Annotated in this window: 15 protein-coding genes and 1 pseudogene; 9 read left to right on the top strand and 7 right to left on the bottom strand. The window is 70.1% G+C overall.

The window, feature by feature from the left end; translation table 11 throughout:
- Window positions 1-53 precede the first annotated feature (53 nt).
- Both gcvA and FFI97_RS06640 read left to right on the top strand, forming a co-directional pair.
- The gene (gene gcvA, locus FFI97_RS06635; RefSeq protein WP_139701572.1) at window positions 54-956 is read left to right on the top strand and encodes a transcriptional regulator GcvA; all 903 of its coding nucleotides are present in this window, start codon (window positions 54-56) and stop codon (window positions 954-956) included.
- The gene (locus FFI97_RS06640) at window positions 953-1,501 is read left to right on the top strand and encodes a hypothetical protein (protein WP_139701571.1); all 549 of its coding nucleotides are present in this window, start codon (window positions 953-955) and stop codon (window positions 1,499-1,501) included. Before gcvA ends, FFI97_RS06640 begins: the two co-directional genes overlap by 4 nt.
- Before the next feature lie 2 nt (window positions 1,502-1,503).
- Here FFI97_RS06640 and FFI97_RS06645 read toward each other — a convergent pair whose 3' ends face one another.
- Entirely contained in the window at window positions 1,504-3,963 is a 2,460-nt protein-coding gene (locus FFI97_RS06645) for a Mur ligase family protein (RefSeq protein ID WP_144004385.1), read from the bottom strand.
- Window positions 3,964-4,180: 217 nt separating this feature from the next.
- Between FFI97_RS06645 and FFI97_RS06650 the strand changes: the two genes are divergently transcribed.
- Both FFI97_RS06650 and FFI97_RS06655 read left to right on the top strand, forming a co-directional pair.
- Window positions 4,181-6,082 (top strand): hypothetical protein, encoded by a 1,902-nt coding sequence (locus tag FFI97_RS06650; RefSeq protein WP_185993569.1) that lies wholly within the window; start codon window positions 4,181-4,183, stop codon window positions 6,080-6,082.
- Window positions 6,079-6,720 carry an ATP-binding cassette domain-containing protein gene (locus tag FFI97_RS06655; RefSeq protein ID WP_139701569.1) on the top strand — a complete coding sequence of 214 codons (642 nt, stop codon included), beginning with the start codon at window positions 6,079-6,081 and terminating at the stop codon, window positions 6,718-6,720. Before FFI97_RS06650 ends, FFI97_RS06655 begins: the two co-directional genes overlap by 4 nt.
- On the opposite strand, the gene FFI97_RS06660 is transcribed toward FFI97_RS06655, so the two are convergent.
- The gene (locus tag FFI97_RS06660) at window positions 6,721-7,248 is read right to left on the bottom strand and encodes a GNAT family N-acetyltransferase (protein WP_260684921.1); all 528 of its coding nucleotides are present in this window, start codon (window positions 7,246-7,248) and stop codon (window positions 6,721-6,723) included. It abuts the gene before it with no gap.
- A 27-nt stretch (window positions 7,249-7,275) separates the two neighbouring features.
- Window positions 7,276-7,896, bottom strand: a complete 621-nt coding sequence (locus FFI97_RS34280) for a helix-turn-helix domain-containing protein (protein ID WP_313906257.1) — start codon at window positions 7,894-7,896, stop codon at window positions 7,276-7,278.
- Window positions 7,897-7,966: 70 nt separating this feature from the next.
- On the opposite strand from FFI97_RS34280, the gene FFI97_RS34285 reads away from it, so the two are divergent.
- Window positions 7,967-8,281, top strand: a complete 315-nt coding sequence (locus FFI97_RS34285; RefSeq protein WP_313906258.1) for a hypothetical protein — start codon at window positions 7,967-7,969, stop codon at window positions 8,279-8,281.
- 129 nt (window positions 8,282-8,410) lie between these two features.
- Window positions 8,411-9,250: a dienelactone hydrolase family protein gene (locus FFI97_RS06670; RefSeq protein ID WP_139706592.1), complete on the top strand. Its 840-nt coding sequence runs from the start codon at window positions 8,411-8,413 to the stop codon at window positions 9,248-9,250.
- On the opposite strand, the pseudogene FFI97_RS06675 reads toward FFI97_RS06670, so the two are convergent.
- Window positions 9,214-10,411: pseudogene (locus tag FFI97_RS06675) on the bottom strand (MFS transporter). The gene FFI97_RS06670 and the pseudogene FFI97_RS06675 overlap by 37 nt on opposite strands.
- Window positions 10,412-10,501: 90 nt before the next feature.
- Between FFI97_RS06675 and FFI97_RS06680 the strand changes: the two are divergent.
- A complete protein-coding gene (locus FFI97_RS06680) occupies window positions 10,502-11,464 on the top strand; it encodes a LysR substrate-binding domain-containing protein (RefSeq protein WP_095948546.1) in 963 nt (320 codons plus the stop codon).
- Here the strand turns inward: FFI97_RS06680 and FFI97_RS06685 are convergent.
- The 3 genes from FFI97_RS06685 to FFI97_RS06695 form a co-directional block, all read right to left on the bottom strand.
- Window positions 11,413-12,177, bottom strand: coding sequence for a fumarylacetoacetate hydrolase family protein (locus tag FFI97_RS06685; RefSeq protein ID WP_139706594.1), 765 nt, complete (start codon window positions 12,175-12,177; stop codon window positions 11,413-11,415). The two genes, FFI97_RS06680 and FFI97_RS06685, sit on opposite strands and share 52 nt — an antisense overlap.
- Before the next feature lie 302 nt (window positions 12,178-12,479).
- A complete protein-coding gene (locus tag FFI97_RS06690; RefSeq protein ID WP_139706596.1) occupies window positions 12,480-13,457 on the bottom strand; it encodes a Bug family tripartite tricarboxylate transporter substrate binding protein in 978 nt (325 codons plus the stop codon).
- A gap of 133 nt (window positions 13,458-13,590) precedes the next feature.
- A complete protein-coding gene (locus FFI97_RS06695; RefSeq protein ID WP_139706599.1) occupies window positions 13,591-14,835 on the bottom strand; it encodes a pyridoxal-phosphate-dependent aminotransferase family protein in 1,245 nt (414 codons plus the stop codon).
- A gap of 121 nt (window positions 14,836-14,956) precedes the next feature.
- Between FFI97_RS06695 and FFI97_RS06700 the strand changes: the two genes are divergently transcribed.
- Both FFI97_RS06700 and FFI97_RS06705 read left to right on the top strand, forming a co-directional pair.
- Window positions 14,957-15,670 (top strand): GntR family transcriptional regulator, encoded by a 714-nt coding sequence (locus FFI97_RS06700; RefSeq protein ID WP_139706601.1) that lies wholly within the window; start codon window positions 14,957-14,959, stop codon window positions 15,668-15,670.
- A gap of 9 nt (window positions 15,671-15,679) precedes the next feature.
- Window positions 15,680-18,736, top strand: coding sequence for an FAD-binding and (Fe-S)-binding domain-containing protein (locus FFI97_RS06705; protein WP_139706603.1), 3,057 nt, complete (start codon window positions 15,680-15,682; stop codon window positions 18,734-18,736).
- Window positions 18,737-18,761 lie beyond the last annotated feature (25 nt).

An 18,761-nucleotide genomic window follows, 5' to 3' on the forward strand; every position in this document is an offset into this window, starting at 1 on the left:
CAAACGACGAATTTTTCTCGCTGCAGAAAATTCAATTCATCTATCAGCACGCCATGGCCCTCCTGCATTCCCTGCCTCCGCTGGCCTCGCTGCGCGCCTTCGAGGCCGCCGCGCGCCATTGCAGCGCCAAGCTCGCGGCGAACGAGTTGTCGGTCACGCCCACGGCCATCAGCCACCAGGTGCGCCAGCTCGAGGAGTCGCTGGGCGTGGCACTGTTCGTGCGCCAGCCGCGCCAGCTCGTGCTGACGCCGCAGGGCCGCGAGCTGCAGGCGGTGCTGAGCGATTCGTTCGCAGCCATGGCCCAGGCCGTGGCACGCCTGCGGGCGCCGCCCGAGCGCAGTGCCATCACGCTGTCGACCACGCCCGCCGTCGCCGCGCGCTGGCTGCTGCCGCGCGTGGGGGCGCTGCGCGCGGCGCATCCCCGGCTCGACCTGCGCATCCACGCCTCGCACGACGCCGTGCCGCTGGACGGCCTCACGGCCGACGTCGCCATTCGCTACGGCAAGGGCCAGTGGCCGGGCCTGGTGGCCGAGAAGCTGTTCGACACCGTCTTCGCACCGGCCTGCAGCCCCGCGCTCAAGCTGCGCCGCCCGGCCGACCTCGTGAAGCACACGCTGCTGCATTTCGCGGTGCCGAACAGCAAGACCCAGCCCGGCACCTGGGCCGCATGGCAGCAGGTGGCCCAGGTGCCCGGCCTGGACGTGACGGCCGGCCCCGTGTTCTCCGACGAGACCCACACCGTCTCGGCCGCGCTGCAGGGGCAGGGCGTGGCGCTGATGGGCCTGGCGCTCATCGCCGACGAACTGCGCGCGGGTAACCTGGTGCAGCCCTTCGGGCCGGTGCTGCAGGGCTCGCCGTTCTACCTGGTGTGCCCGCAGGCGCGGCGAGACGATCCGAACGTGGCGGCGGTGTTCGAGTGGGTGAAGGGGTTGCAGCCGTTGGGCACGGCGACATGAAATTCCCTTTCCTGCTGCCGCTGGCCGCCGTGACATTGCTGTCGATGGCCGGATGCGCCACGACGCCGAAAGATGCCGCGTCGGTGGTCGAGGGCTATCGCCGCTTTCTGGTGGACACCGAAACCCCGTTTCCAGAACGGACCCGGCGGCTGGGGTTGGAACTCGAGGGCGACATGGCGTCGTTGACGCACCGCTTCGCGCGCCTGAAGCCTTTACCGGGGAATGCTATCGGCTTCGCGTCGGTGTCGGTCTTGTACGGTTCACCGCCTCACTATCGAACGAAGATGCTGGCGGAGTTCGACACGTCCGTGGTCTGCATCACGCGCGACGATCTGGCGGCGCTGGGCAAGGTCGGCGAGAACCCTGGGGACATCATGGTCATGCACGAAATCCGCGATGGACGGATGACCTTGATGCCAACGCGGGTGGGGCCGGGCTATCTGTTCCTGACCACGGCGCCCGAGTCGACCGTGGTTCGTTTGGCGTTCGCTCAGGCCTGTCTGCATCGGATGGAACACGAGGTTCGCCTGACGCTGCGGCGCTGATTTCACTGCAGCCCAGGCGCCGCCGGCGTCTCGAACCCACGCTGCAACAGCAACGCCGACAATCGCGCACAGGTCTGGCGATCCGGCGCACCGAGCACGACCGACACCAGCCGGCGCTGGTCGCGCTGCGCGGTGGCGATCAGGTGCGCGCCCAGGCCCGGGAGCGAGCCGGTCTTCAGGCCGTCCACGCCGGGCACGCGGCCCAGCAGCAGGTTGGTGCTCGGGGCTTCGGCGGACACGCCGTCGAGCCGGTCCTTGCCGGCCATTTCGAGCAGCGCCGGAAAGTCGTGCAGCACATGGCGCGCCATCGTGAGCATGTCGACCGCGGTGGTGCGCGCCGTGCGCACCAGGCCGGCGGGGCAGGCGAAGTGCGTGTCGTGCATGCCCCAGGCCTGCGCCTGGCGGTTCATCGCCGCGACGAAGCTGTCGAAGTCGCCGCTGTGCCACGACGCCAGCGTGAGCGCCGCCTTGTTGGACGACACGACCAGCGCCGCTTCGAGCAGGCGATGCACGGGCAGCGGCGGCGCATCGGCTGCATACAGCGCGGCCGACGGATCGTCGCGCGCGGGTACGGGGTCGACGGGCACCTGCACGGCTTCGGCGTGGCGGTCGAGCCGGTCGTCGCGCAGCTTCTGCTCGACCAGCGCGGCGGTGACCAGCTTCGACAGCGAGGCGGGCACAAAGCTGTGTTCTGAAGGCTGATGGGTCAGCAGCCGGTCGTGCGTGAGGTCGTACAGCACCCAGCTCGGCGTGGGCTGCGCGCTCTCCGCCGGCGAACCGGTGCGCCGGATCACGACGGTGGGCGGTTGGGGCATGGGGGGAAGCGCGGGCGGTTTCGGCATTGCCGCCGCAGCAGCCGCTGCTGCCGCGCGTTCGCGCGCGAGGCGCGCCTGTTGTTGCTGCTCTTTTTCCTTTTCTTCTTCCTGCCGCTCGGTCATGTTGCGAACGATCTGCCATAGCCCCGTGCCGTTGGAGCTCTTGAAGAGCACGGTGTCGTCGGTGGCGACCTGTTCGAGCAGCGCGCGCTCCAACGCCTCCAGCGTGTCGAAGGCCTGCACGGTGGCGCCCTGCGGCAAGGCGGCGGCGAGGCGCTCGTGCAGCCGCGTCATGCACTCGCCCAGCAGGAACACGCGCGCCGGATGGCACTGGACGATGGGCTCGACGAGCGCATCGTGGTGGCGCTGCGTGTCGTCGCCCAGCTCCTTCATGTCGCCGAGCACGAGCAGCTTGCGGCCCTGTTCGTCGGGCCGGTCGGCCAGCGAGGCCAGCGCCGCCGTCATCGACAGCGGGTTGGCGTTGTACGACTCGTCGATGACGCGAAAGCGCCTGTGGCCGAGCGTGAACGACAGCTCCTGCCCGCGCCCCTTCACGGCGGCGAACGAGGCCAGCTGCTCGGGCACGCGCCCGCTGTCGAGCGACAGCGCATGCGCCACGGCGAAGCACACGAGGCTGTTGACAGCCATGTGGCGGCCCTTGGCGCCGAGCGTGTATTCGAAGCGCTGGCCGTCGCTGTGGGGGCGGCTGGCGCGGACGTGGCCGGTGGCCGGGTCGTGCGCGTCGAGCCGGAAGTCGGCCGATGCGGCGCTGCCGTAGGTCAGCACGCGCAGCTCGCGCGCCCGCGCACGCTCCACGAGGTAGTCGAAGTGGTCGGTGTCGGTGCAGATCACGGCCCAGGCACCGGGCTGCATGCCCTCGAAGATGTTGGCCTTGCGGCGCGCGACGTCCATCACGGTTTCGCCTTCGCCCAGGTGCGAGGCCGTGATGTTCGTGAGCACGGCCAGGTCGGGCCGCACGCGCTTGATGTTCTGGTAGTCGACCGCGTTGATCGCGCTGACGGCCACCTCCAGGATCACCAGGTCGGTCTGCGCGGGCGTGTTGGCCAGCATCGACAGCATGCCCACGCGCGAGTTGTAGTTGTCGATGGTCGCGAAGCGCGTGTGCGTGGGCGCGAAGGCGTGGTCGAGCATGTGGCACACCGAGGTCTTGCCCGCGCTGCCCGTGATGCCGATGACCTTGCCCTGCAGCCGTTCGCGCGCGGCAATGCCCAGCTCGACCAGCGCCTGGATCGGGTCGTCGACCAGCAGCACCGGGAAGTCGGGCGCCAGGCCCGGGACGGGCTTGCGCAGCACCGCGCCGGCCAGCGTGGGCTGCATGCGCGCGACCGACTCCGACCAGTCCCAATTGCGCTCGCTCTCGTTGTCGCCGAAGCGCTCGTGGGTCGCGAGGGTCCAGTAGTCGGAGGCGACGAACATCGTGGGCGGCGGCACCAGCGGCGTGTGGCCTTCGCCGCGCGTGAGCGAGCGAATGAACCAGCCCGGCGGCGGGGCCACATGCCAGGTGCCGCCCGTCACGGCTTCGATCTGCGCGGCGTTCCAGGTCTGGCGCGGCTCGCCCGGCTGGTCGGGCGGCAGCGACGCGGGCGCGACGACGCGGTAGCGCGGCACCGGCGGATAGCGCCACATCGGCGCCGGCGACGCCTTTGCCTTCCTGCACGACGAAGTCGAAGAAGCGCGGCATGCGCAGGCGCTCGATGCGCTGGCCGGGGCCGATCAGGCCGGCTTCCATCTGCATGTCGACGTCGTACAGCCGCGTGGCCAGCGGCGGGCGCAGCACGTGGACGTCGCGGTAGACCTTGCCCGGCGTCCACCGGCTGACGGGATGGCGGCCCTGGCAGGGCGCATGGCCGGTCGACAGGCCCCAGGCCGGCGCGGTGACGCAGGTGGCGGGGCGCGTGCCGATGTCCAGGCGCCAGTCGGTGTCGACGGGCGAGTCGGCCTGCCACCAGGTCTCGACGGTGAGCGGGCCGGGGCCGGTCATCTCGCGCGGGCGCACGCGCGCACCGAGCAGGCGCAGCGGGCCGAGCGTGAGCGGGTGGGTGAAGCGGACGTCGCGCGGCACGGCATCGAGCACCGCGTCGACCAGCGGCTGCCGCGCGGCGGTGCGCATGGCCTCGGCCAGGGCCTCGTCGCGCAACGGCGCGCCGGCCGGCGACTGCATCAGCTTCAGGCAGGCCATGGCGTCGGCAAGCGCCTGCGCCGTGTCGCCGAAGAAGCTGCCTTCGACGGCCGCCGGCTGCGCGAAGAACATCGCGCGCTCGGGCCCGGCGTGGCTGTCGGCGAGGCGCTGCATGCTGTGCAGCAGCGCACGGTGCAGCGCGACGCGGTCGAGCCCGTCGAGCAGCGGCTGCTGGGCGGGGTTGGCGTCGAGCCGCGCGACCAGTTCGGCGCCGGCCGCCAGCTGGGCCGGCAGGGCCGCCACGGCGGTGGTCTGTGCGAGCGCGAAGTCGAGCGAAGCGTGGAGGTTCTGCAGGCCGAACTGGAAGTGGCGCGGCTCGGGCCGGTAGCGCGCGAACGCGCTGGTGGCGCGGCACAGCGCGTGGTCTTGTGCGTTGGCGTAGCTGGCGGCGACGAAATGCTCGAAGGCCTTTTCGACGGCGCCGAACCAGCGGCGGTTGCCCGTGAGGCCGTACAGACGCAGCAACGCGACGACGGCCTTGTCGTCCTCGCGCGCATCGCCGGGCGCTTCGGCCTTCTCGGCCATCGACGGGTGGTGCAGCGTGTGGGCGAAGCGGCCGGAGATCGGGTCCTGCATGTGCAGCACGGTGCGCGCGAGCTGGTCGAGCAGCGGCAGGTAGCGCCGGTCGCGGCTGAGCTCGGTGTAGCGCACCAGCGCGCCGATGCAGGCGGCGTTGGCGCCCAGCGAGGTGTCGTTGCTGCCGGGCTCCACGAGGCAGGCGACGTGCGTGCCGTTGGGCAGCGCGGCCGGCCGGATCAGTGTGCGCGTCAGCCGCGCGAGCGCGCGGTGGATCGCGGCCTGCCGGGTTTCGGCCTGCGCCGGGTCCCAGGCCTCCAGCAGCGCGCGCGGCGTGGGCGTGGTCGGCGGCGCGGGGGCGTCGGCATCGGGCGTGCTCGGTGCGAGCGTGCCGTCTGCTTGCACGCGGGCGGCGAGATGGTCCGCGCCGGCCGCGACGAGGCGGCGCAGCAAGGCCACGTCGATGGGCTGCAGTTCGCGATGGCCGTCGGCGGCGAGGACGTGCACGCCACTGGCGTCCACGTGCACCGCGCGGGTCTGGAAGGCCCACACGGTGGTGTCGTCGTCGGTGGGGGCGTTGAGGAGGCGCCGGCGCTGGCTGTCGACCTGCGGGGCGAGCAGGGCGGACTCGCATCGCGCGTCGAAGGCCAGGCCTTCGGTGGCAGGGAAGTCCAGGCCGTCCTTGAACGCAGCCCAGCGCAGCGGACGCAGGCGGCGGACCCAGTCGACGCGCAGGTCGCGCGGCACGCCCGTGGCCTGCGCTTCGAGCGCCCGCGTGCCTTGTGCCCACGCGGTCTCGAGGTCCTGGCCGCGTCCGGACATCACCCGCGCCTGCGTCGTGCCGTCGCTCCAGGCGAAGAAGACGACGCAGTCTTCGAGGCCTTCGGCGGCCGGCGTCTCGTCGGGGTTCGATGCGGTGCGCAGGCCCTGCCAGGCGCTGCCCAGAAGATCGGAGAGACTCACGGCGTTGTGTCCTGTCCTGCCCGACTCGCGGCGGGTGCGGTTACAAATGGCGTTCAGTCTAGCGTTACAGATACAAATTCCGCATGAGGCTTTCCATAGCTCCCTCTCTCCTCGAGATCCAGAACCTGCGCTTCGCGTACCCCGACCAGCCGGCGTTGGCCGATGGCTGGTCCGCCGCCATCGGCGAGGGCGTCACGCTGCTGTACGGCGACACCGGCAGCGGCAAGTCGACCTTGCTGCGCGTGCTGGCGGGGCAGCAGCCCGCATCGGCCGGGCAACTGCGCGCGGCCGGCGTGGCGCTCGACGCCGAACCCGCGGCCTACCGGCGCCAGGTCTTCTTCTGCGAGCCGGCATCGGAAGCCTTCGATCAGCTCGGCGTGCAGGCCTGCACGGCCTTGCTGGGCGAGGGCGATGCGGGGTTCGACAAGGCCGAATGGCAGCGCCTGGTCGAGGCCTTCTCGCTCGTGCCGCATCTGGAAAAGCAGATGTTCATGCTGTCGACCGGTTCGCGCCGCAAGGTCGGGCTGGCCGCCGCGCTCGCGTCGGGGCGGCCCGTGGTGCTGCTCGACGACCCGGTCGGTGCGCTCGATGCGCGTTCGATCCACGGCCTCTGGCGGGCCATCGAACGGCGCGTTGCGCAGCCGGGGCGGGCGGTGGTGGTGGCGAGCAGCGAGCGCATCACGGAAGTGCCGCTGGCCGCCTGCATCGAGCTGCCGCTGGGCTGATCAGCGGCCCGGCGTCGCCATCACGTGGTTGTCGTGCGGCTTGCCGCCGAGCATGAACTGCGTGAGCCCCATCGCGACCAAGCCCTGCTTTTCGTAGAACGCGACCGCGCGCGGGTTCTTCGCGTACACCGCGAGCCACAGGCCGTCGCTGCCCGTGCGCGCGTGGGCAGTGCTGCGGGCTTCGCGCAGCAGCATCGCCCCGACGCCGCTGCGCTGGAAGGCTGACTGCACGTAGAGCGTGCGCAGCTCGGTGTCGCAGCCGGGCACCAGCGGCTGCGCGGCGCCGAACTGCAGCAGCGCATAGCCCACGAGCTGGTCGCCGACCTGCGCCACGCGCAGCGCAACCTGAGGCGATTCCGACCACGCGGCGAACGCGGCCGGCGTGAAGGTCGAGAGCACGTAGCGCCCAAGCACGTCGTTCACGCCGTCGGTGGCGTAGGTGTCGAGCCAGACCTGGATCGCGAGCGCGGCAAGCGTGTGCGCGTCGGCTGCGGTGGCGGGGCGGAGGGTGACAGACGGACGGTTCATGGTGCGGCGCATTCTGCGGCAAGCGCCTCACGCTGCCTGCAGCGCCGACCGGAACCGGCTCGGCGGCGCACCGGCCGACTTGCGCATCAGCCGCCGCAGCGCCGTGGCGTCTTCGTAGCCGACCTGCGCCGCGACCTGCTCGATGGTCATGCGGCTGCTTTCGATGAGCATGCGCGCGCGGTTCAGCCGCACGCTCTGCACCAGCGCCAGCGCCCCCAAGCCGGTGGCGGCGCGCACGCGCCGGGCCAGCGTGCGCTGCGACATCGCGAACTCTTCGGCCAGCGCGGCCACGCTGGGCGGCGTGGGCAGCGCGGCCTCGATGCGCCGCGTGAGGCGCGCGACCAGCTCGTTGCCGTTGGACAGCATCGACGGCACGACGAAGGGGGCCTGCGCCTGGCGGCCGTCGATCAGCAGCACCTTGCTCACGGCCTCGGCCAGCGCGGGGCCGAAGCGCGTGCGCAGCAGATGCAGCATGAGGTCCGACTGCGCGAAGGCCGCGCCCGCGGTGCTCACCGGCCCGTCGGCGCAGACCATGCGGTCGGCGTCGACATGGCAGGCCGGTTCGAGCCGGCGCAGCTCGGGCGCCAGCCACCACGAGGTGGTGACGCGGCGCGCATGCAGCAGGCCGGCCGCCTGCAGCAGGAACACGGCCGAGCACGAGGCCGCGACCGCGCCGCCGCGTGCGGCATGGCCGCACGGCGTCGATGGCGGCGCGGGCGTGGTCGTCGGTCAGGCGCAGTGCGAGGTCGGCCGGTTTGTCGACACCGAGGCCGGGCACGATCCACGTCGAGCCGTCGGCGCGCGCGCGGCGGGGCATGGCGAGGGTGTCGATCCGCAGGCCGTTGCTCAGCGGCACGCTGCCACCATCGGGCGACACCACGCGCCAGGTGGGGCGGGGCATCCGGTGGCGCGGCGCGAGCGTGGCGGCGGCCGCCAGCACGTCGAGCGTGACGGCGGTGCTGGTGGCGAAGCTGCCCGGAAGAACGAGGACGGTGAAGTCGTGCATGGCAGAAAACGCTCGATAGGCGTCTGAATGGACACTGGCAGTCTAGTGCGTGCTCGGGTGCAATGGGCATCGTCGCAACACCGAAAGTGCTTTCGTGTCCCACATCCTTGCCCTTGCTCCTCACGGCGCCCCCCTGAACGCCCAGGAGGCCTTGCCATGACCGACCCGCTCGACGACTTCACCCGCCGCGAGATCGCGCTCGACGGCGCCACCAAGACGGTCTACGTGGCCGGCACCGGCCCGGCCGTGATCGTGATGACCGAGATGCCCGGCATCAGCCCGCACGTGGCGCGTTTCGCCCGCTGGGTGCGCGACGCCGGCTTCACGGTCTACATGCCGTCGATGTTCGGCCGCGATGGCGCGGTGCCGGATGCGGAAGAGGGCAAGGCCGTGTTCCAGCGTGCCTGCGTGAGCGCCGAGTTCCGCGCCTTCGCGGGCAACGCCTCGAGCCCGGTGACGCAGTGGCTGCGCGCGCTCGCGCGGCTGGCGCATGCGGAGTGCGGCGGGCCCGGCGTGGGCGCCATCGGCATGTGCTTCACCGGCAACTTCGCGCTCACCATGATGCTGGAGCCTGCCGTGCTGGCGCCCGTGCTGTCGCAGCCGTCGCTGCCGCTGGACAACCCCGGCGGCATCGAGATCTCGCAGGAAGAGATCGCCCAGGTGCGCCAGCGCCTGGAGCGCGAGGACCTGACCGTGATGGCCTACCGCTTCGAGGGCGACCGCTTCTGCCGGGCCCAGCGCTTTGCGGCGTATGCCGACGCGCTGGGCGACCGCTTCGTGGCCCGCGTGCTGCCCGACAGCGCGGCCAACACGCGCGACCTGCCGTCGTTCTTCTCGCAGGTGGTGGCCAGCCCGCACAGCGTGGTGACGGCGCACCTGATCGACGAGGCCGGCCAGCCGACGATTGCAGCGCGCGACGAGATCCTTTCGTTCTTCGCGCGCCGCCTGGGGGTGCAGGATCAGGCCCGTGCCGAGGCGCCGTCGGCCGGCAGCTGACCGGTCTTCTGTGCCCGGCGGTCGAGCGCGCGGCTCCACAGCGCGATCGCCAGGCCCACGAGTGTGAGCAGCGCGGCCACCCAGCCCAGCGCACGCAGCCCCGGGCCGTGGTCGATCGTCACGCCGCCGACCCAGGCACCCAGCGCGTTGCCGAGGTTGAAGGCCGCGATGTTCAGGCTCGAGGCGAGGTTCTGGCCCGCGCCCGAGGCCTTCTCGAGCACGCGCAGCTGCATCAGGCGCCACCGTGGCGAACGAGGCCACGCCGAGCAGGCCGACGAAGACCACGGCGGTGAACGGCGTGCCGATGGTGAACTGCATCGCGCCGAGCACCACGGCCAGCGCCACCAGCGTGCCGAGCACGGCGGCCATCGGTGCGCGGTCGGCCAGCTTGCCGCCCAGGATGTTGCCGACGGCCAGGCCGCCGCCGAACACCAGCAGGATCGGTGACACGGCCGATTCCGAGAGCCCGGTGACCTGCGTCAGCAGCGGCTGGATGTAGGTGTAGACCACGAACACGCCGGCAAAGCCGAGCACCGTCATCGCCAGGCCCAGCAGCACCTGCGGGCGGGCGAGCACGGCCAGCTCTTCGCGCAGCGGTGCCGGCTTGGCTTCGCCCTTCATGCGGGGCACGAAGGCCGCGAGCACCACGAAGGCCAGCACGCCGATCAGCGTCACCGCCCAGAAGGTCGAGCGCCAGCCCAGCTGCAGGCCCAGCCATGCGCCGGCCGGCACGCCCAGCAGCGTGGCGGCGGTGAGGCCGGTGAACATGATCGCGATGGCCGAGGCGCGGCGCTCGGGCGCCACGAGGCCGGTGGCGACCACCGAGCCGACGCCGAAGAAAGTGCCGTGCGCCAGCGAGGTGATGACGCGCGCGGCCATCAGCATCTCGTAGTTGGGCGCCAGCGCACAGGCGAGGTTGCCGAGCGTGAAGATCGCCATCAGCGCAAGCAGCACGGTCTTGCGGGGCAGTTTGCGGGTGGCGATGGTGAGCACGGGCGCGCCGACCGCGACCCCGAGCGCGTAGCCCGAGATCAGCAGGCCGGCGGCCGTGATGGAGACGTGAAGATCCGTCGACACCTGCAGGAGCAGGCCCATGATGACGAATTCGGTGGTGCCTATTCCGAAGGCACCGGCGGTGAGGGCAAGAAGAGCGATGGGCATGATGCCTGTACTGTGCGGATGATCGGCCTCGATGACTAGAATGCCGCGAGTACATGCACTTGTGAATTCAAGTCACAGACAAGGAAGCCCATGCCGCGCATCGACGTCAACCGCTCCGGCGAAATGGAGGCCTTCGTGCAGGTGGTGGAGGCGGGCGGTTTCTCGGCGGCGGCGCGGCTGCTGGACATGACGCCCTCGGCGGTCAGCAAGCTGGTGGCGCGGCTCGAGCTGCGCCTGGGCATCCAGCTGGTGCACCGCTCCACACGCAAGCTGCAGCTCACGCCCGAGGGGCTGCATTTCTACGAGCGCAGCACGCGCGTGCTGGCCGACATGGACGAGGCCGAGCGTTGCGCCGCGGCCGGTGCGGCGCCGCGCGGGCGGGTGAGCATCAACGCCAGCGTGTCCTTCGGGCACCACAAGCTGGTGCCGCTGGTACCGCGCCTGCTCGAGATGCATCCGCAGATCACGCTCGACATTGCGCTGACCGACCGCATCGTCGACCTGATGGACGAGCGCGCCGACATCGCGATCCGCTGGGGCCAGTTGCCGTCGTCCGACCTGGTGGCGCGGCGCCTGGGCGAAACCAGCCAGGCCATCGTGGCTGCGCCGGACTACCTGGCGAAGTACGGCACGCCGCGCACGCCGCAGGAGCTGGAGGCGCACAACCGGCTGGGCTGGAGCTACCGGCGCAACACGCCCGACTGGCCGTTGCGTGTCGATGGCCGCATGGTGATGCTGCCGGTGGCGGGGCCGGTGCGCGCGGGCGACGGCGAGACGCTGCGGCAGCTGGCGATCGCGGGGGCGGGTGTGGCTCGGTTGTCGCTGTATCACATCCAGCACGACATCGATGCCGGCCGGCTGGTGCCGCTCCTCGAAGAGTTCAACCCGGGCGAGATCGAGCCGATCCACGCGGTGTACATCGGCAAGGCCGGCACGCTGCCCGCGCGGGTGCGGGCGGTGCTCGATTTCCTGGTGGCGTGCTCGGGCGTGGGCGGCGGGCGTTACACGCTCAAGCGCACGGCGCCGATGCCGGGGAACTCGGCCGTCACCTGATCGCCGCGGCGGCAGGGCAGCACGCCGACCCACGAGCCGGTGGTGACGACGGTGCCGGCGGGCACGGTCTGGCCGTGGCGCGTGAGGTGGCGCAGCCAGATCGGCAACAGCCATGCCGGATCGGCCAGCGGATGCGTGCCTTCGCGCACCACCGTTTCTGCGTCGCCGATCTTCGTTTCGCAGCGCTGCGAGGCCCAGTCGACGGCGGCGTACGGTTGCCAGTCGCCGAGCACGAGTGCGCCGTGGACTTGCGAATCGGCCAGGCGCAACAGGGCGGGTGTGGCGGCCAGGTCTTGCCAGCGCGCATCGACGATTTCGACGGAGACGGCCATGGCGTCGATGAGGGCTGCCGAGTTGTCGTGGTCGAGTGCGGCGGCTTGGGCGGGGGTGACGTCCTGGCCGAGGCGCAATGCAATTTCTGCCTCGATGCCGGGGGTGTGGAATGTGAGGTCGCTGAAATTGGCGGGGCTCTGACGCACGCCATGTGGGGGCAGCGGAGCGTGCGTGAGGGTGGCGCTGCGGGAGCCGCCGCCGGACTTCCAGGTCTTTGGAACACCGTCGAACCAGCCGAGGGCCGCGGCTACGGCGTCTTGCACTTCATACGCTTGAGGTGCGTCTGGCAGGGCATCGGTCCACGGGGTGGCGTCGAGCGTGCGGTTGGCCTGGCGTGCGGCGATGAGGGCTTCGGTGAGGGCTTTTTGGTCGGGCGTCATTTTTGGATCTTCTCAGTTTCTTTTGGGGGTCGTTTGTTCAGGGCGCGTGCCCAGGCCACCGGGTACTTCCCTCCGCGAATGTCCCCCGCCTTCGGCTCCTCCTTGATTTCGCTGCGGGAAGCACCCAGTGTCCTGGGCACATGGACGCGCTGTTGGTGTGCGGCCGATCAACAACCGCTCTGAACTCGCTCACGCCGACGGGGTGCCTTGCGCAGCGAAATCAAGGAGGAGGGGCGCAGCCCCGGGGGACATTCGCGGAGCAAGGTGCCCCGTCGGCGTGAGCGTCGCCCTGAACAAAAGCCTCAAGTCTCGACCTGCACCTTGCCGTCCTTGACGACTTTCGCCCACTTGGCGATCTCGGTGCTGATGAACTGCTTGAACTTGTCCTGTGAACCGCCGCCGTCTTCCGCGCCGTAGGTGTCGAGCCGTTCCTGCACATCGGGCATCGCGAGCACGGTGTTGACGTCGCGGTTCACCTTCTGCGCGATGGCCGGGGGCAGCTTGCCGGGGCCGGCCAGGCCGTACCAGGTGGTCGCTTCGAAACCTGCGAAGCCTTGCTCCTGCATCGTCGGCACGTTCGGATGGCCCTTGGCACGCTTGGTGCGCGTTTGCGCGACAGCGAGCACACGGCCGTTCTTCACGTGCGGGGTGGCGGCGGTCATGGTCTCGAAGCTGTACTGGATCTGCCCGCCCATCAGGTCGGCCAGCAGCGGGCCGCTGCCCTTGTACGGCACGTGCAACGCATCGACGCCGCCCTGCAGCTTGAACATCTCCAGCGCCAGGTGCTGCGCCGAGCCCGCGCCGGCCGAGCCGAAGCTCACGGTGCCGGGCGCGGCCTTGCAGGCGGCGACGATGTCTTTCACGTTCAAGGCCTTCTGGCCCGGGTTGGCGATGAGCAGGTTGGGCGTGACGCCCACGAGCACGATCGGCACGAAGTCGCGCTCCACGTTGTAGCGCAGCTTGGGCTGCAGGCTGGGGGCGAGCGCGTGGCTGTTGATGTGGGCCATGAGCAGGGTGCTGCCGTCGCTGGGCTGCTGCGCCACGTAATCGGCCGCGAGCACGCCGGCGACGCCGGCCTTGTTCTCGACGATGACCTGCTGGCCCCACATCGTCGTGAGTTTCTGCGCGACCACGCGCGCGAGCGCGTCGGTGCCGCCGCCCGGTGGAAAGCCCACCACGATGCGCACCGGGCCCGTGGGCCACTCCTGCGCGAACAGCCGGGGCACGCCCAGCGTGGCGGCCGCGCCGGCGGCGGCCTGGATCAGGGAACGTCTTTGCATCTTCTTTGTCTCCGTCGGTTGGGGAATCCGATGCGTGCCGGGAGCCGCTTGCGCGGGCCCGGCAGGATGGTGGTGGACCGCCGCATCGTTCGAGCGATGCGCTGCGGCCCGTGTGGGTTGGCGTGCGCCGGGCTCAGGCTGCTTTTTGCAGGCCGACCGGTGCGGCCTGGTGGCTCGCGAAGTAGTCCATCGCCGCCTGCACGCCGCTGCCCGCCAGCTTGATGCCGCTGAGCTTCATGCCCATTTCGACGCCGGCGACCATGGCCACGAGCGTGAGGTCGTTGCTGTCGCCCAGGTGGCCCATGCGGAACATGCGGCCCTTGAGCTTGCCCAGGCCCGTGCCCAGCGAGAGGTCGAAGCGCTGGTGGATGAGGCGGCGCACGGCGTCGGCGTCGACGCCTTCGGGCGTGATCACGCCGGTGAGCACGGGCGAGTACACGGACGGGTCGGCGCACTGGATCGGCAGGCCCCAGGTGTTGACCGCGGCGCGCACGCCGGCGGCCCAGCGCTGGTGGCGCGCGAACACGTTGTCCAGGCCTTCGCCGAGGATCATGTCCAGCGATTCCGACAGGCCGTAGAGCAGGTTGGTGTTGGGCGTATAGGGCCAGTAGCCGTCCTTGTTCATCTCGACGATCTCGTCCCAGGCCCAGAAGGCCTTGGGCAGCTTGGCGGTCTTCGAGACTTCGAGTGCACGGGGCGACAGCGCGTTGAAGCTGATGCCGGGCGGCAGCATCAGGCCCTTCTGCGAGCCGCTCACGCAGACGTCGACGCCCCATTCGTCATGGCGGTAGTCGGCGCTGGCCAGGCCCGAGATGCTGTCGACCATGAGCAGTGCGGGGTGGCCCGCCGCGTCGATGGCCTTGCGCACCGAGGCGATGTCGGAGGTGACGCCGGTGGAGGTCTCGTTGTGCACCACGCACACGGCCTTGATCTTCTTCTCGGTGTCCTTGCGCAGGCGCGCCTCGATGAGTTCGGCCTGCACGCCGCGGCGCCAGCTGGGGGCGTTCGGCAGGTGGGTGTCGGTGCCGGTGTAGGCCAGGAACTCGGTCGACAGGCCCAGGCGCGTGGCCATCTTCTGCCACAGCGACGCGAAGTGACCGGTCTCGTACATGAGCACGTGGTCGCCGGGGCTGAGCGTGTTGACGAGTGCGGCTTCCCATGCACCGGTGCCCGACGCGGGGTAGATGGCGACCGGGTGCTTCGTCTTGAAGATCTCCTTGATGCCGCCGAGCACCTTCAGGCCCAGCGTGCCGAACTCGGGCCCGCGGTGGTCGATGGTGGGCAGGCTCATGGCCCGCAGGATGCGGTCGGGGACCGGGCTGGGGCCGGGAATCTGGAGGAAGTGACGGCCGGTGGGGTGGATGTCGAGTTGCAGCATGGGCTCTCCTTGTGTGCTCAGTTTTGCATTCAAAATGCATTTATGTATGATGGTTTACACTTATGAACCCTGGTTGTATCGGCTATTTTTTGCATTCAAAATGCAGACAAGGGAATCCCACATGACCGCTGAAATCATCGAAATCTCCAGGCTGGCCTTGCATGACCAGGTGGCGTCGCGCCTGCGCACCATGCTGGTGGAGGGGCGCATCGCGCCCGGCGCCAAGCTCAACGAACGCGAGCTGTGCCTGCAGCTGAACGTGTCGCGCACGCCGCTGCGCGAGGCCATCAAGTTGCTGGCCGCCGAGGGGCTGGTCGACCTGCTGCCCAACCGCGGCGCGGTGGCGGTGAAGCTCACCGAGGCCGACGTGCTCAACACCTTCGAGGTGCTGGCGATGCTCGAGGGCATGTCGGGCGAGCTGGCGGCCAAGCGCATCACCGACGAGGAACTGGCGGAGGTGCGCGCGCTGCACTACGAAATGATGGCCTGCTTCGCACGGCGCGACCTGTCGGGCTACTACCGCCTGAACGCGCGCATCCACACGGCCATCAACGACGCGGCGGCGAACCCGGTGCTGTCGAACACCTACCGCTCGATCAACGCCCGCGTGCAGTCACTGCGCTTTCGCACCAACCAGGACGAGACCAAGTGGAAGCACGCGGTCGAGGAGCACGAGCAGATGGTGCAGGCGCTGGCCGCGCGTGACGCGCAGGCCATGCGCAAGGTGCTCACGGCGCACGTGCTGCGCAAGCGCGACACCGTGCTGGAGCTGCTGCGCGCCGGGCAGATCTATCCCTCTGCCAAGAGCAAGACCACGAGCAACAACGCGAGCTAAGCACCCACCATGCGCATCGACCCCGCCAGCCACATGCAGCCAGCCGGAACCGTTCTTCCGCCCAACGACACCTGCGAACTGCTGGCGCGCCGGCTGCGCACCGACACGCAGGGCGAGGTGCTGTTCGACGACGGCTCGCGCGGGCGCTATGCCACCGACGCGTCGATCTACCAGATCACGCCGGTGGGCGCCTTCGTGCCCACGAACGAGCGCGACATCGCCACCGCCATCGACATCGCGCGCGACCTGAAGGTGCCGGTGTTGGCGCGCGGCGGTGGCACCAGCCAGTGCGGCCAGACCACGGGCGCGGCGCTGGTCATCGACAACAGCAAGCACTTTCGCAAGGTGCTCGAGGTGAACGTGGAAGAGGGCACCGCGACGGTCGAGCCCGGCCTGGTGCTCGATCACCTGAACGCGCAACTCAAGCCGCACGGGCTCTGGTACCCGGTCGACGTGTCGACCAGCGCGCAGGCCACGCTGGGCGGCATGGCGGGCAACAACTCCTGCGGTTCGCGCTCCATCGCCTACGGCAACATGGTGCACAACGTGCTGGGCGCGAGCGCGTGGCTGTCGAGTGGCGAGCTGGTCGAGTTCGGGCCGCTGGGCCAGCTGGGCGCGCGCGCGGCGGGCATTGCGCAGTTCGTGCACGGGCTGGCGCAAGCGCACCGCGACGCCATGGCGCAGCACTGGCCCAAGGTGATGCGCCGCGTGGCGGGCTACAACCTCGACATCTTCGACAACCAGAGCGAGAAGCCGTACACGGCCGACGGCAGCGTGAACCTGGCGCACCTGCTGATCGGCGCCGAGGGCACGCTGGCCTACACGCGCAGCCTGAAGCTCAAGCTGGCGCCGCTGCCGCGCGCCAAGGTGCTGGGCATCGTGAACTTTCCGACCTTCCATGCAGCCATGGATGCGGCGCAGCACATCGTGAAGCTGGGGCCGACGGCGGTGGAGCTGGTCGACCGCACGATGATCGAACTGAGCCTGGCCAACCCCGCGTTCAAGCCGACCGTGGAAACGGCGCTGATCGGCAAGCCCGCCGCCATCCTGCTGGTCGAGTTCTCGGGCGCCGACAAGGCCGCGCTGCTGCCGCAGCTGAAGCGGCTGGTCGAGCTGATGGGCGACCTGGGCCTGCCCGGCAGCGTGGTCGAGATGCCCGACGACGGCCGCCAGAAGAACCTGTGGGAGGTGCGCAAGGCCGGCCTCAACATCATGATGAGCCTCAAGGGCGACGGCAAACCCGTGAGCTTCATCGAAGACTGCGCCGTGCCGCTCGAACACCTGGCCGAATACACCGACGCGCTGACCGAGGTGTTCGCCAAATACGGCAGCCGCGGCACCTGGTACGCGCATGCCTCGGTCGGCACGCTGCACGTGCGGCCCATTCTCGACATGCGCGCCGACGGTGCGGCCAAGATGCGCGCCATCGCCGAGGAGGCCAGCGCGCTGGTGCGCAAGTACAAGGGCGCCTTCAGCGGCGAGCACGGCGACGGCCTGTGCCGCGGCGAATGGATCGAATGGCAATTTGGGCCGGCGATCAACGAGGCCTTTCGCGCGATCAAGCAGCAGCTCGACCCGATCGGCCTGTTCAACCCCGGCAAGATCATCGACCCGCCGCGCATGGACGACGGCGCGTTGTTCCGCTTTGCGCCGCCGACGGCGCCCAGGCCGTACCGCCGCATCGAATTGAAGCCCGTGCTCGACTGGTCGAGCTGGAACGTCAACGCCGACCCCGTGACCGAGGTGACCACCGCGCCCGGCACGGGCGGCGACAGCACCGGCGGCCTCGCCAAGGCCGTCGAGATGTGCAACAACAACGGCCACTGCCGCAAGTTCGACGCCGGCACCATGTGCCCCAGCTACCGAGTGACGCGCGACGAGCAGCACCTGACGCGCGGCCGCGCCAACACGCTGCGCCTGGCGCTGTCGGGCCAGCTCGGCGCCGACGCCTTCACCAGCGAGGCCATGCACGACACCATGGACCTGTGCGTCGGCTGCAAGGGCTGCAAACGCGACTGCCCGACGGGTGTCGACATGGCGAAGATGAAGGTCGAGTTTCTCGACCACTACAAGAAGCGCCACGGCCACACGCTGAAAGACAAGCTGGTCGCCTACATGCCCGACTACGCGCACCGCGCCAGCCGCATGCCGTGGCTGCTGAACCTGCGCAACCGCGTGCCGGGCGCGGCATGGCTGGGCGAGAAGATGCTGGGCTTTTCGGCGAAGCGCTCACTGCCCGAGTGGCGCACCGACACCTTCTGGCGGGCGAGGGACACGGTGGCGGCCGGCCTGTTTTCCGATCAGGCCTCGGTGCTGGCTGCCGCAGCGCGCGGCGAGAAGGTCGCCGTGCTGTTCGTCGACACCTTCAACGGCACCTTCGAAAGCGAGAACGTCTTTTCGGCGGCGCGCGTGCTGCACGCCGCGGGCTATGCGCTGCACACGGTGGAGAAGGGCGGCGGGCACCACTGCTGCGGCCGGACCTTCCTGGCCAGCGGCATGGTGGACGAGGCCAAGATTCGCGCCGGGGCGCTGATCGATGCACTGCTGCCACTGGCGCAGGCCGGCGTTCCCATCGTCGGGCTCGAGCCCTCGTGCCTGCTCACGCTGCGCGACGAAACGCTGGTGATGGGCTTCGGCGACAAGGCGCAGGCCGCCGCGAAGCAGGCATTGCTGTTCGAGGAGTTCATCGCCCGCGAACGCAAGGCAGGGCGCTTCGAACTTGCACTGAAGCCGGCCACCGCACCGATCCTGCTGCACGGCCACTGCCACCAGAAGGCCTTCGGCGCGGTGAGCCCGATCATGGAGGTGCTGAAGCTGATTCCGGGCGCCGAGCCCGAGCTGATCGAGAGCTCATGCTGCGGTATGGCCGGCAGCTTCGGCTATGAAGCCAGCCACTTCGAGGTGTCGATGCAGATGGCCGAGGCGAGCCTGCTGCCCGCCATTCGTGCCCGGCCCGATGCGATCGTGGTGGCGGACGGCACGAGCTGCAGGCACCAGATCGGCGACGGGGCGCAGCGCGAGGCGGTGCATGTGGCGGTGCTGCTGGCGCGGCACATGATGCTCTGAGGCGGCTGCGGCTTTCTCTTTCGGA

The sequence above is a fragment of the Variovorax sp. KBS0712 genome (genome assembly GCF_006323185.2).
GTDB classification, from domain to species: domain Bacteria; phylum Pseudomonadota; class Gammaproteobacteria; order Burkholderiales; family Burkholderiaceae_C; genus Variovorax; species Variovorax boronicumulans.